At 67.5% G+C, this 13313-nt stretch carries 10 protein-coding genes and 3 pseudogenes; 5 read left to right on the plus strand and 8 right to left on the minus strand.

Features of this window, described 5'->3' with window-relative positions; translation table 11 throughout:
* Nucleotides 1-10: 10 nt before the first annotated feature.
* From BPODLACK_RS06745 to BPODLACK_RS06765, 5 genes are all read right to left on the minus strand, one after another.
* Nucleotides 11-685, minus strand: coding sequence for a TetR family transcriptional regulator (locus BPODLACK_RS06745; RefSeq protein ID WP_394855153.1), 675 nt, complete (start codon nucleotides 683-685; stop codon nucleotides 11-13).
* A 3-nt stretch (nucleotides 686-688) separates the two neighbouring features.
* A complete protein-coding gene (locus BPODLACK_RS06750; protein WP_006434732.1) occupies nucleotides 689-1861 on the minus strand; it encodes an acyl-CoA dehydrogenase family protein in 1173 nt (390 codons plus the stop codon).
* Nucleotides 1862-1907: 46 nt separating this feature from the next.
* Nucleotides 1908-3071, minus strand: a complete 1164-nt coding sequence (locus BPODLACK_RS06755; protein ID WP_006434733.1) for an acyl-CoA dehydrogenase family protein — start codon at nucleotides 3069-3071, stop codon at nucleotides 1908-1910.
* A 61-nt stretch (nucleotides 3072-3132) separates the two neighbouring features.
* Nucleotides 3133-3936 (minus strand): TIGR03084 family metal-binding protein, encoded by an 804-nt coding sequence (locus tag BPODLACK_RS06760; protein ID WP_159404944.1) that lies wholly within the window; start codon nucleotides 3934-3936, stop codon nucleotides 3133-3135.
* A gap of 218 nt (nucleotides 3937-4154) precedes the next feature.
* Nucleotides 4155-5096: a PaaI family thioesterase gene (locus tag BPODLACK_RS06765; RefSeq protein ID WP_159404945.1), complete on the minus strand. Its 942-nt coding sequence runs from the start codon at nucleotides 5094-5096 to the stop codon at nucleotides 4155-4157.
* A gap of 103 nt (nucleotides 5097-5199) precedes the next feature.
* Between BPODLACK_RS06765 and BPODLACK_RS06770 the strand changes: the two genes are divergently transcribed.
* The 5 genes and pseudogenes from BPODLACK_RS06770 to BPODLACK_RS06790 all read left to right on the plus strand — a co-directional run bounded on the left by BPODLACK_RS06770 (nucleotide 5200) and on the right by BPODLACK_RS06790 (nucleotide 10509).
* Nucleotides 5200-5661, plus strand: a complete 462-nt coding sequence (locus BPODLACK_RS06770) for a hypothetical protein (protein WP_006434736.1) — start codon at nucleotides 5200-5202, stop codon at nucleotides 5659-5661.
* A 112-nt stretch (nucleotides 5662-5773) separates the two neighbouring features.
* Nucleotides 5774-7363 (plus strand): fatty-acid--CoA ligase FadD1, encoded by a 1590-nt coding sequence (gene fadD1 / locus BPODLACK_RS06775; protein ID WP_159404946.1) that lies wholly within the window; start codon nucleotides 5774-5776, stop codon nucleotides 7361-7363.
* Nucleotides 7364-7367: 4 nt separating this feature from the next.
* A pseudogene (locus tag BPODLACK_RS06780) lies at nucleotides 7368-8452 on the plus strand (TIGR03857 family LLM class F420-dependent oxidoreductase).
* 13 nt (nucleotides 8453-8465) lie between these two features.
* Nucleotides 8466-9521, plus strand: coding sequence for a phosphotransferase (locus BPODLACK_RS06785; RefSeq protein ID WP_006434739.1), 1056 nt, complete (start codon nucleotides 8466-8468; stop codon nucleotides 9519-9521).
* Nucleotides 9518-10509, plus strand: a pseudogene (locus BPODLACK_RS06790) (NAD-dependent epimerase/dehydratase family protein). The gene BPODLACK_RS06785 and the pseudogene BPODLACK_RS06790 overlap by 4 nt, the downstream one beginning before the upstream one ends.
* A gap of 85 nt (nucleotides 10510-10594) precedes the next feature.
* Here the strand turns inward: BPODLACK_RS06790 and BPODLACK_RS06795 are convergent.
* The 3 genes and pseudogenes from BPODLACK_RS06795 to BPODLACK_RS06805 form a co-directional block, all read right to left on the minus strand.
* Nucleotides 10595-11488: an SDR family NAD(P)-dependent oxidoreductase gene (locus BPODLACK_RS06795; RefSeq protein WP_159404947.1), complete on the minus strand. Its 894-nt coding sequence runs from the start codon at nucleotides 11486-11488 to the stop codon at nucleotides 10595-10597.
* Nucleotides 11485-12752: pseudogene (locus BPODLACK_RS06800) on the minus strand (hypothetical protein). The gene BPODLACK_RS06795 and the pseudogene BPODLACK_RS06800 overlap by 4 nt, the downstream one beginning before the upstream one ends.
* A 6-nt stretch (nucleotides 12753-12758) precedes the next feature.
* Nucleotides 12759-13304, minus strand: a complete 546-nt coding sequence (locus BPODLACK_RS06805) for a nuclear transport factor 2 family protein (RefSeq protein WP_159404948.1) — start codon at nucleotides 13302-13304, stop codon at nucleotides 12759-12761.
* Nucleotides 13305-13313 lie beyond the last annotated feature (9 nt).

Consider the following 13313-nt stretch of genomic DNA (forward strand, 5'->3'; position numbering starts at 1 on the left):
GGGCGGTGAACTAGAGACCGGATTCGACGCCCAGCGCCACGGCGATCTGCTCGCACCAGGTGTCGACCACCTGGGCGCGTCGTGCCGAATCGTCCGACAGGGTATCGGCGAGACCGAGTCCGCGAGCGAAGTCGAGTGTCGCCTGGACAAGGCGGCGTCCCTTCTGGTCATCCGGCGAGACACCCATCGCCGCCATCGTCCGCTGATGGGCGGCCCGGGCGAACTTCGCCTCGAGGGGCAGGATCAGTTTGCGCAGCGCAGGGTCGGACGCTGCCGCGGCCCACACCTGCAGTGCCGCCTTGAATTCCGTGCCCGTGTACACCGCCACCGCGCACTGGACCGCGGCGCTCACCCGCGCAGGGGTGATCGCCTCGTCGGAGCCGGGTGCCTCGATCTCGCTGCCCGCCGCCGCGGTCAGGTCGTCGAAGACCTGCTCGAGCGCAGCGGTGATGAGCGCTTCCCGCGTCGGAAAGTGATGTTGCGCAGCACCTCGCGACACTCCGGCACGTTTGGCGACGGCGGCAACCGTGGCGGCCGCCCATCCGTCCGCCGCGAGCACGTCGACCGTGGACCGCAGCAGTCGCTGACGGGTCAGCCGTGAGCGTTCCTGCTGCGGGCCACGCGAATTCGGGCCGGCATTCGACGACCCTGGGTTCGGGGACACTGCCGTGGACACCGGCGCCACACCTCAGTAGGACTTGGGAAGGCCGAGGCTGGCCTGCGCGACGAAGTTGAGGATCATCTCCCGGCTGACCGGCGCGACGCGGGCGATGCGGACGAGGCTCAGCATCGGCGCGATACCGTACTCGGACGTCAGTCCGTTGCCGCCCATCGAGTGCACGGCCTGATCGACGATCTTCACCGCAGCCTCGGCCGCGGCGTACTTCGCCATGTTCGCCGGCTCGGCCGCGCCCCAGTCGTCGCCCGCGTCGTACATCGTCGCGGCCTTCTGCATCATGAGCTTGGCCATCTCGAGCTCGATCTTGCCCTGCGCCAACGGATGCGCGATGGCCTGGTGCGCGCCGATCGGCGTCTTCCACACCGTTCGTTCCTTGACGTACGACACTGCCTTGTCGAGTGCGAACCGTCCCATCCCGACCGCCGACGCCGCAGCCATGATCCGTTCCGGGTTCAATCCGGCGAACAGCTGGCTGAGAGCGGCGTCCTCGTCGCCGACCAGCGCGTCGGCCGGCAGTCGGACGTCGTCGAGGAACAGCTGGAACTGCTTCTCCGGGTTCTGCAGTTCCATGTCGATCATGGTGTAGGAGAAGTTCTCCGCATCGGTCGGCACGATGAACAGCGCCGGCTTGAGCTTGCCGGTCTTGGCGTCCTCGGTACGCGCGACGATCAGGACCGCCTGGGCCTGGTCGACACCCGAGATGTAGACCTTCTGGCCGGACAGCAGCCAGTCCGCGCCGTCACGGCGAGCGGTGGTGGTGATGTTGTGCGAGTTCGACCCGGCGTCGGGTTCGGTGATACCGAACGCCATCGTGATCGACCCGTCTGCCAGTCCGGGCAACCACCGCTGCTTCTGCTCGTCGGTGCCGAAGCGCGCGATCACATTGCCGCAGATGGCCGGTGAGACCACCAGCATCAGCAGCCCGGTGCCGGACGCAGCGATCTCCTCCATGACGATCGCCAGCTCGTACATGCCGGCTCCGCCGCCGCCGTACTCCTCGGGGAGGTTGACCCCGATGAAGCCGAGCTTGCCCGCTTCCTGCCAGAGTTCGTCGGTCTTGCGTCCCTCACGGGCGCACTGCCGGAAGTACTCCTGGCCGTATTTGGCCGCCAGACCGGCCACCGCGGAACGCAGTTGGGCGCGCTCCGGGGTTTCCACGAAGGGGTTGTCCAGGGTTGTCATCGCGTCGTTCCCTCTCGGTCGTGTCGGTTCGGATGTTCGCAGCGGTTCAGGCGTGGAAGCCGAGCCGCTTGGCGGCCAGACCGTTGAGGATCTCGGTGGTGCCGCCGCCGATACCGATGATGCGCATGTCGCGGTACTGCCGCTCGACCTCTGTGCCGGTCATGTATCCCAGTCCGCCGTGGAGCTGAACGGCCTTGTTGGCCACCCATTCTCCCGCTTCGACGGCGGTGTTCTTGGCGAAACACACCTCGGCGATGAGGTCGTCGTGTGAGGTCACCTTGCGTTCCACCACGGCGCGTGTGTAGGTGCGGGCGATGTCGATACGACGCGCCATCTCGGTGAGGCTGTCCTGCACCGACTGCCGCGCGATGATCGGTTTGCCGAAGGTCTCGCGGTCGCGCGCCCACTGCACGGTGAGATCGAGACAGCGCTGCGCGCTGGCGTAGGCCTGCACCGCGAGTCCGGACCGCTCGGTGACGAAAGCCATGGCGATCTGGGCGAATCCGGAGTTCTCCGGGCCGACGAGGTTCTTGACCGGCACACGTGCGTCGACGAACGACAGCTCTGCGGTGTCCGAGCAGCGCCAGCCCATCTTGTCGAGCTTCCGGGTGACGGTGAATCCGGGTGTGTCCTTGTCGATGACGAGCAGCGATACGCCGCCCGCGCCCGGCCCGCCGGTGCGCACCGCCGCGACGACGAAGTCCGCCCGGACAGCCGAGGTGATGTAGGTCTTGGAGCCGTTGACGACGTAGTGGTCGCCGTCCCGCTCGGCCTTCGTGGTCAGGTGGCCGACGTCGCTGCCTCCGCCGGGCTCGGTGATCGCGAGGCTGCCGATCTTCTCGCCGGCCAGGGTCGGGCGCACCCAACGGTCGATCTGTTCCGGATCGCCGGCGGCGATCAGGTGCGGCAGGGCGATGCCGTGAGTGAACAGCGAGGCGAAGATGCCGCCGGCCGCACCCGCGTAGTGCAGTTCCTCGGCGAGGATCGTTGTGTCGATGTGATCGCCACCGGAACCGCCGACCTCCTCGGGGATCCCGAGGCCGAACAATCCGAGCTTCGCGGCCTCGAGGTGGAGCGAACGCGGGATCTCGCCGTCACGCTCCCAGTCGTCCTGGAAGGGCAGGATGTGCTTATCGACGAATCTGCGGACCGTCGAACGCAGTTCGAGACGTTCCGGCGTGTCCCAGACGTCGGGGCTGACAATGGGCACCCAAGGCTCCTTTGTGTGATGTGACTGTGATGTGTTGGGGTCGGGTCGTCGGTGCGGTGGTTCAGGCCCCGCGCGGCTCGCGCCCCTCTCCCGGCGGGCCGGCGAAACACTGAGCGATGCCGGACCATTCGAGCGCGTCGTGACCGACGATCTCCAGGTCGAGGTCGGCGAGGGCGCGACGCTGGGTCACCAGCTGACAAAAGTCGAGCGCCGAACCGCGGATGACGTCGGACGCGTCATCGGGCCCCCACGTCCACAGCTCCCCCGACGGCGACGTCAGCGCATAGTGGAACGGTTCGGCCGGCGGGGTCCTGCCGTTGACGATGTAGGCGAAATCGCGTGTGCGCACCCCGATGTGCGCGACGTGGCGGATGCGGTCGCTGGGCAGCACGGTCACCCCGAGGGCATCGGCGACGTCGAGGCCGTGGGCCCACGTCTCCATCAATCGCGCGGTGGCCATGGAGGCGGCCGACATCGGCGGGCCGAACCACGGGATCTTCACACCCGGTGGCACGTTCCGGAGCGCATCCGCGAGCTTGCCGCGGGCGAGACGCCAGCCGGCGAGGATCTCCTCGGCCGGGGCACCCGCCCCGGCCTCGGCGGCGTCGTCGACGTAGGTCTCCGGATTCTTCTGCAGGGCTTCGGTGACGAGATCTGTGAAGCGATCGGGATCGGTTGCCGCGATGGCCGCGACCTCATCGGTCCACGCCAGATGCGCGATCTGGTGGGCGATCGTCCACCCCGGTGCGGGTGTGAGCGTCGCCCATCCCGCGTCGTCGAGGTCGGCGACCAGCGCATCGAGCTGCTCCGACTCGGCCTCGAGATCTGCCACCACACCGTGGACGGCCGCTGCCCGATCAGTCATGCGGTCAGCCTCACACAGGATCCCAGAAGAATCAAGCACGCTTGATTGTTTTTCGGCCGGAAACGCTGAAAACCGCCCCTGGAAACGGCCCTCCGGACCGCGTCGGGCGACGATATGTCGTCGACTCCGCTGCAGGGCAGGTTCAAGGGGCCGATCTCAGAGGCGGTTTTCAGGGGCAGATCTCAGGGGCGGTTTTCGGGCAGTGGTGCGACGGACTCTCAGTGATAGTGGACGTCGAGCGTCGCGCGACTGAGCAGCACGTCGTCGTATGACGTCATGGTGGCCTCGAAGGACGAGATACGACGCCCGGTCTTGATCGGCGTCACCTCCACGGTGACCTCGCCGCCGTCCACCGCGGGCGAGCGGTAGAAGCCGATGGCCATGTCACCGATCGAGTAGTCCTGCCCCGGTCCGGCGTGCAGGTGACCGGCGAACGAGCCCGCCTGGCCGACGATCGTGGCGATGACGCCGCCGTGCATGGTGCCGAACATGTTGCCCATCCAGGGATCGGTGGCGCTGCGGAAGCGGATGCCGGCGTCCCGGTCGGTGGCACCGTCGAGCACCTCGACCGTGCCGTTGAGCATCTCGACGAGCGGCCCCGGGTCCCGCTGCTTGGTGGCGATCTCCTCGACCACCGCCCGTCCCGGCAGACCCGAGGGAATCGTCGGCGGGAGCGTCACCCCGTGGTCGTCGTTGCAGCGGGGCATCGGCATCCCGATCTCCGCGGACGGTGTCTGCCCCGTCGGGGCGCGTCCGACGCGGACGTTGCGTGCGGAACCGACACAGCAGAGTTGCCCTGCGCCGGAACGGATCTCGACGCTCGTCGACCCCCAGCCGTCGTCGTGCATCACGACATCGGCACGCGCCGCCAGCATGTCCCCGATCCGTGCGCGACCGTGCGTCGAGAGCGACAGCCGAGCCTGCAGCGTGGCGGCCGCCGGATCGTTGTGGACGCGATGGAACGGGATTCCGCCGCAGTGATCGAAGAGAACAGCGAGGGCGGGCACCTCGATGAGGCCGCGATGGTCGGCGAACTGCGAGCACAGGAGCTGGGCGGCACGCACACCGTTGGGCTCGACGGCCAGGTCGCCGAGGTGGAATGCGGACAGTGGGTCATGCGGCCCCGGATTCGGTGACTCGGCGTGGTGCAGATCGCTCATGCATCTTCTGTATCAGCAGAATGCGGCCGACCTCACCTTGAGGAGTCCAACATCACTCCCGTACGCTGTGGGTTCGAAGTGTCCAAAGTGACGGGAGATACACATGGGACGCAAGACTGTTGCTGGATTCGGAGCCGCCGCGGCATTCGCTGCACTGACCCTCGGCACTGCCACCGCGCAGGCGGCTCCCGGCGAGCAGCCACTGAGCGTCGAGCAGATCCCGAACGCCGGCATCACCGTGGGCTCCAACGGTGTAACCGGAGGTTTCGTCGCCTCGATCCTCGCATCCGCAACCGAACCCGGGATCACCCATGTCTCACTGAACACCACCCCGACCGAGTCCTGCTCGACGAACCTGAAGGACGCGCGCATCGGCATCTCCTGGACGAACCGGTCGACCGGGAACTCCGGTAGCGAGGTCTTCGCCACATGCACCGACGGACGCCCGTCGGACGGGGTCTCGATCGCGACCGGCGCCGGGCCTGTCGAATTCACCACGACGATCATCGGCAAGAACGACCAGACGTTCACCGTCGTACCCGGTAGCGGTTCCTTCACCCGCTAGAGCACACCCACACGAGCCTGTCGGGGACGCTTCGGCGTCCCCGACAGGCTTGCAGTAGACAATATTTCAGATCTGTACACAGACCGGGTGAACACGTTCTAGATTTGGCCGCATGGCCGAGACAGTCACCCAGCTCCTTCAGGAACGCGCCGACGACGACAACCTGGCAATCACCTACGAGGGCAGCCGGTGGACGTGGCGCGAGTACATCCGCGACGCGGAGAAGACCGCGGCCGCAATACTGTCCGTGGCCGACGCGTCTCGCCCGATGCACATCGGCACTCTGCTCGGGAACACCCCGGACATGCTCATCGCCCTGGCCGCCGGGGCTCTCGGCGGCTACGTCACCGCCGGCATCAACAACACCCGACGGGGCGAGGGCCTGGCCGCCGACATCCTGCGCGCCGACTGCCAGATCCTGATCACCGACGCCGAGCACCGCCCTCTCCTCGAGGGCCTGGACCTGCCCGGCGTCACCGTCCTGGACACCTCGACCCCCCGATGGGCCGATCTGGTCGCCGGAGCCGGCGAGCTGACCCCGCATTCGGTGCCGGGTGCCATGGACACGTTCATGCTGATCTTCACCTCGGGCACCAGCGGTAACCCGAAACCGGTTCAGTTCGCGCACATGATGATTCCGTTCGCCGGCCCCGTACTCGTCGACAAGTACGACATCGGCCCGGGCGACGTCTGCTACCTCTCGATGCCGCTCTTCCACAGCGCGGCACTGATGGGTGGCTACTGCGTCGCCCTGTGCGGTGGCGCGGCGATCGCCCCGGCCAAGTTCTCGGCGTCGACCTTCCTCGACGACATCCGCCGCTACCGGGCGACGTACATGAACTACGTCGGCAAGCCGCTCGCCTATATCCTCGCCACCGAGGAGAAGCCCGACGATGCCGACAACCCGCTGCGCGTCGCCTTCGGCAACGAGGCCACCGACCGCGACATCGACGAATTCTCGCGTCGGTTCGGTTGCACGGTCTGGGACGGATTCGGCTCCACCGAACTCGCGATCATCATCACCCGCGAACCCGGCACCCCGCACGGCTCGATCGGCCGGGGTTTCCCCAACGTCGCGGTCTACGACCCCTCGACGATCACCGAGTGTCCCCCGGCCCGATTCGACGACACCGGAGCACTTCTCAACTCCGACGAGGCGATCGGCGAGCTGGTCAACGTCGAGGGCGGCGGGATGTTCATGGGCTACTACAACGACTCCGACGCCACCAACGAGCGACTGCGTCACGGGATGTACCGGTCCGGCGACCTCGCCTACAAGGATTCCGACGGGTGGATCTATCTCGCCGGACGTACCGGCGACTGGATGCGCGTCGACGGCGAGAACCTCGCCGCCGGACCGATCGAACGCATCCTGCTCCGGATACCGGAGATCAACCGCGTCGCGGTGTACGCGGTCCCCGACGAACAGGTCGGTGACGCCGTGATGGCGGCCGTCGTACTGCAGGACGGCACCTCGCTGAGCCCGGAGTCCTTCGCCGAACAGCTTGCCGCACAGGCAGACCTGTCACCGAAGGCCTGGCCGCGCTTCGTACGGATCGCGGAGGACCTGCCGACGACCGCCACCAACAAGATCCTCAAGCGCACCCTGAAGCAGGAGGGTGCGACGGCCGGTGACGGCATCCTGTGGGTCCGGGAGCCGCGATCGCGCACGTACGGGGAGGCCGTCGGGGCGAGTGCCTGAGACGATGGAGGATCAGCTCACCGAGCTCGGCTACTACGCACTCTCCCGGCACCCCGTCACCCCGAGCGAGCTCGCCGCCGAAGCACGCTTCGCCGACGAGATCGGACTCGGCACCGCTTTCGTCTCGGAACGGTTCAACATCAAGGACGCCGCCGCACTGTGCGGGGCTCTCGCCGGTGCGACCGAGAATCTCGGAATCGCCACGGCGGCAACCAACCACAACACCCGGCATCCCATCGTCACCGCGACCATGGGGGCGACGCTCAGCGAACTCTCGGCGGGGCGGTTCGCTCTGGGTCTCGGGCGCGGGATCACCCCCCAGTGGCAGATACTCGGGCTCCCCCTCGTCACCGGCGCCGGCCTGCGTGACATCACCGGGCTCCTCCGCAGGCTGTGGACGGGCGAGATGGTGATCGGTCACGACGGACCGGCCGGCTCCTACCCTCTGCTGAATCTCGGTGTGACACTCGACCCTCCCCCACCGATCCTGATGGTCACCATGAGTCCCAGGACTCTCGAGCTGGCCGGTGAGATCGCCGACGGCGTCGTCCTGCACACATATTTCAGCGACGACGCGACCCGCCGGGCAGTTGCCCATGTCCGAGGCGCAGCGGAGCGGGCCGGGCGCGATCCCGCCTCGATCCGGATCTGGTCGGTCGTGGCGACGGTGGGCGACCACCTGGATGAGACCGACCGTCTGCGTAGGCTGTACGGGCGGCTCGCCACCTATCTCCAGGGGTATCCGGATCAACTCATGGCGGCCAACGCCTGGGACCCGACAGACCTGGAACGAGTCCGGGCCACTGCGGCTTTCAGCGGTGCGCGCGGTCCCATCGACGCCACCGCCACCGCCGGTGAACTCGCCGACCTGGCCGCCGTCATCCCGAACGCGTGGGTCGCCACTCGGCGACCGGCTCGCCGTCGGACTGCGCGAAGACCGTCGCCGCGCAGTTCGACCTGGGCGTCGACTCGGTGATCCTGCACGGTGCGACACCGACCGAACTCGCGCCGGTGGCCTCGGCGTACCGCGACATACGCCCCGACCGCGCGGTCGGACTGCCGGCCAACCCGGGAAGGATGCCCTCGTGACGGAGACACCCGCATGACAGAAACCATCGAGATACCCACGAGCGTCGAGCAACTCACGCCCGCCTGGCTGACGGACTTCCTCGGCGAGAACGGCCACGACGAATCGATCACCGCCGTCGCCGCCTCGGCCGTGGGAACCGGGCAGATGGCCGGGTCGTACCGCCTCACCCTCGACTACTCCGGACCGGCCGAACTCCCGGCCACGATGATCGCCAAGTTGGCGACCGGCGAACCGGAACAGCGGGCATTCGGTTCCGGAGTGTTCCGCAACGAGGTCCGGTTCTATCGTGATCTGGCCTCGGCTTTCACCGTGCCGATGCCGAGGTGTTACGCCGCGACGATCTCGGACCCCGGCACCGAGTTCGTCCTCCTGCTCGAGGACATGGGCGCGGCGGTGCAGGGTGACCAGATCATCGGATGTACGGCGGCACAGGCGGAGTCGGTCGCGGTAGCGGCGGCCGGGTTGCATGCTCCGCGGTGGAACGACCCCGCACTGCTCGCGGAGATGCCACTGCCCGGTGAAGCCGAACGCGAGATGATGGAGTCGTTGCTCGCGCCGATGGCCGACGTCTATCGCGAGCGCTTCTCCCCGGACGGACAGAGTTCGGCCGCCGTCGACTGGCTGGTGCGTGAGGCCGGCGACTGGCTCGTCGCCCCGCTGCGCAACACGGCTCTGATCCACGGCGACCTGCGCGTGGACAACGTGCTGTTCGGGCCGTCCGGTGAGGTGACGGTGATCGACTGGCAGACGATCACGACCGGTAACCCGCTGCGCGACATCGCTTTTCTGCTCAGTACCAGCCTGACCACCGAGGATCGTCGCAAGCACGAACGCGGCATCGTGGCGTCGTATCATCGCGCGGTCGTCACCGCCGGGGTGACCGGGTACACCCTCGACGAGTGCTGGGACGACTACGTCGGCAACCTCATCCAGGCCCCGCTGATCATCGTCTTCGGCTCGGCCGCCGCCCAGCCCACCGAGCGTGGCACCGCCATGTTCGACGCCATGCTGTCCCGCAGTGCGGCGGCGATCGATGACCTCGCACCCGGAGGGCTGGCCGGACGATGAAGCTCGTCATCGGCGGCAACGGTTTCCTGGGTTCCCGGCTGGTCCGCCGGCTCGTCGAGAACGGCGACGATGTCCGCGTCCTCACCCGCCCGACGAGCGACCTCCGCACGTTGTCCGGACTCGACGTCCACCATGTCACCGGCGATCTGTTCGACCAGGATTCCGTGCGCGCCGCGATGGCCGGCTGCATCGTGGTGTTCCACTGGCGGTCGACACCCGGGCCTGGTTACGGGATCCGGCTCCGCTGTACCGCACCAACGTCGACGGATTGCGGGCCGTGCTCGACGTCGCCGCCCGTCAGCCGTTGCGCAAGTTCGTGTTCACCAGCAGTGTCGCCACCATCGGTCGGGTGGAGGGTCGTCGGGCCACCGAGGGCGACGCGTTCAACTGGTCTCGGCGCGCGCCCGAGTACGTGCTGAGTCGAGTCGCGGCGGAGAACCTGTTGCTCGACTACTCGCGCGACGGGGCCGTGTCGGGAGTCGCCATGTGCGTCGCCAACACCTATGGCACGGGCGACTGGCAGCCGACGCCGCATGGATCGTTCGTCGCCGGAGCAGCCCTCGGCAAGATGCCGTTCACAGTCCGCGGATGCCGAGCCGAGTCGGTCGGTATCGACGACGCCGCTCGCGCGCTTGCCCTGGCGGCCGATCGGGGTGAGGTGGGCGAACGCTACATCGTGTCCGAACGGTCCATCGACATGGGTGAGATCGTGGCGATCGCCGCACGCGCCGCGGGCCGGGAGCCGCCGCGCCTCGTGCTCCGTCGTGCGGCGTTGTATGGGGCCGGCGCCGTGGGCTCGGCTCGGGCAGCGATCACGCGCAGGCCGGTCCGGCTGACCGTTCCGTCGGTGCGGCTCATGCATTTCATGTCGGAGATGGACCACTCCAAGGCCGAACGCGACCTGAACTGGCGCCCGCGCCCGGTCACCGAAGCCATCGAGGAGGGGGCGCGGTTCTGGGTGGATCGCCGAGCCGCCCGCCACTCCTGACGCAAACCCACCCTTTTTCGGCATTTCCACCACCCGCGCGGGTGGTGGAAATGCCGATAAAGGGTGGGTTTGTGGGGTGTCCGAGTTAGCCGAGTAGCTCGGCGAGCTCGACGAGGCTGTACGGAGAGGTGTCCCTGTGGTCGCGGTAGGCGACGAAGCTCGCCTGCTGTGACTCGAACCGGCCGATGAAACCGCCTGCGGCGCTGAAGATGTTGCCGGTGATGTGCTCGGCCGCGTCGCTGGCGAGGAAGACGTACAGCGACGCCACGTACTCGGGCGGCGCCGGATCCAAGGCCGCGTCGCGGGTGAGGTCGTCGAGAATCCCCCGCCGATGCAGCCCCTCGATGTGCGCGACGTAGTCGTCGCCGGTCGACAATCGCGACTTGGCTCCGGGCATCACCACGTTCACCCGGACGTGGTGATTGGCAAGACCCGCGGCCGCGGCGAGTGCGAGCGCATTGACGCCACCCTTCGCCGCGGGATAGCCGCTGCCACCGAACATCCCGAGCGACGCCGCCGAGCCGGTGAGCACGATCGACCCGGACGCCTGCTCGACGAAGACCCGCCCGGCGGCCTGGACCAGATGGAACGCGCTCATCAGATGGGCGTCCACCTGGGCCCGGAATTCGTCCGGGGCGATGGTCAGCACCGTCGACCCCGGGGGTTCGGCGATGCCGGCGCAGTTTATGGCGATGTCCAGTGCACCGAACTCGGCGAGCGCGGCGTCGACCATCTGCTGGGCGACGCCGTCGTCACCGGCCGAACCACAGACTCCGACAGCCTGACCGCCGCCGCCGCGGATCTCCGCGACCGTCTCCTCCAGCGCATCACCGTCACGACCGTTGGCGACGACCGAAACCCCCTGTCCCGCGAGTGCATATGCAACCGCGAGACCGATGCCCCGGGTGGCGCCGGCGATCACGGCGACCCGGCCACCCAGTCCGGCGGCACCGGGAGACCAGCCGCCGTCCGGACTCACGTCGAGCTACCGACCGGCGTGATCGGGATCGAGCGGCCGCGGTCGACGAATTCGAAACTCGCGCCACCGCTGAACCGAGCGATCGCCACCTCGCCGCTCTCCTTCTGTGCGGTGTCCGACGTGACGATCCGGATCTCGAGCGCGTCGTCGGTCTCGACGGCACCCTCGACACTCAGGTAGGGATTCACCGCGGTCGCCGCCGCCTGCAGCGGTTCCAGATGATCCGGGCTGATGATCGACATCCACCCGCCGTCGGCCGTCGCATCGGACTCACGCGGAATCCGTACGACGACGGCGTCGCCGTCGACGGTGGCGGTCAGGCCGGTGTACTGCGCCGGACCGAAGCACGGATGCAGGGCCAGGACCTGGGCGAGACCTGCGGCGCCGGTGGGGAGATCGAGCGCCGCGCGAATGCGGTCCGCCGCGAGTCCGGCGATCCCGATCAGCTGTCTGCGGAGGATCTCGACCACCTGATCCTCGCTCTCGGCACACCGCCGCAAACCGACCAGGAAGCCGAGGGACAACAGCTGATGCTGCAGCGCAACCTCTTCGGCGATCCGCCCCAATGCCGACGCCGACCACTCGGCGAACTGGAGATCCTCGACGAGCGGGCCTCGATAGTCGACCCAGCCGTCGGTTGCCGAGCTGTCGATCGCGGACAGCTGGATCTGGCCGGCGCGAGTGCCGAACATCTCCTCGGCGTCCGGAGGGAGCGGCAGTTCCTCGCGGTCGGGTTCGATGGTGACCGTCCACTCGCAGTGCGGAGTCCGGTCGACGGGACGACGAGGTGGACGATGCACCGGCCGGATTCGCGCCCGCCGGTTGGTGGCGATGGCCGTCGCGTCGAAGGTCGGGTCCTCGATGTCGTGGCACATCGTGGTGACGTAGTCGTCGCCGAGCGGTTCGACGTCGAGCAGCGCACCGCAGTGATCGAGCACGAACGACCCGTGATACTTGTCGTCGACCCGAAACCGGAATCCATGAACTGCGGCGGCGCACCGATGTCGAGTTGGAGGCATTTGAACATGTCCTCGACGCCGTCACCGTCGATACCGAGCGCGGTCCGGATCCGGTGTGTGTAGACCGGACTCGCGGCCTTCCACTCCTCGATGGCGATCCGGCCCATCACGTCTCGTCCGAATGCGCCGATGAGATGGGCCATTCCGCTGCGGTCGATCATCTGACCGCACAGCAGGAGTTCGGGTACCAGGACGGCGAGCTGTTCCTGACTCAGACCTTGGTAGGTCGGGGCTGTGGGAGTCATCTCAGTTCACCAGAACGCGACCGGCGTCTTACCGAAGTCATACCAGCCCGGCAGATTCCCCGGCGCCGCCTTCTCCACCCGCTTGAGCATGCCCTCGCTCATCGCGTTGTTCTGCATCATCTCGATGAAGAGTGCGGAGACGTTGCCGTAGTCGAAGAAGTCACGTTGCCAAGAGAACTGGAAGTTGTCGCCGTACTTGAACCAGCTGCCCTGGATACCTTCGAGCGCATAGTGGGTGCCGTCGTCGCGGGTGCCCTCATAGATCTGCTTCCAGAGCCCGATCATGTCGCCGGTCTTCTCGTCGATGACCCACGCCTGGTACGGGTACTCCCACCCTTCGAGGCCCTCCATCTCCTGGCCGAGCGCGAGTTCGCGGATCTCCTCGCGACCCACGGCCATGAAGTCCTTCTTCGGGCCGTAATTCCAGCCGTAAGTGGCGTCCTCGGTGTAGAACTCGGCGAGCGGCTTCCAGTCTCCCGCCTTCTCCGCCTCGATGTTGGCGGCGAGCCACCGTTCCTTCATCTCTTCCAGTTCGGCACGGTCAAAAGACATGTGTTCCAC

Origin of the sequence: Gordonia sp. YY1, from assembly GCF_009872315.1 — a bacterium.
In the GTDB taxonomy this organism is placed as follows: domain Bacteria; phylum Actinomycetota; class Actinomycetes; order Mycobacteriales; family Mycobacteriaceae; genus Gordonia; species Gordonia amicalis.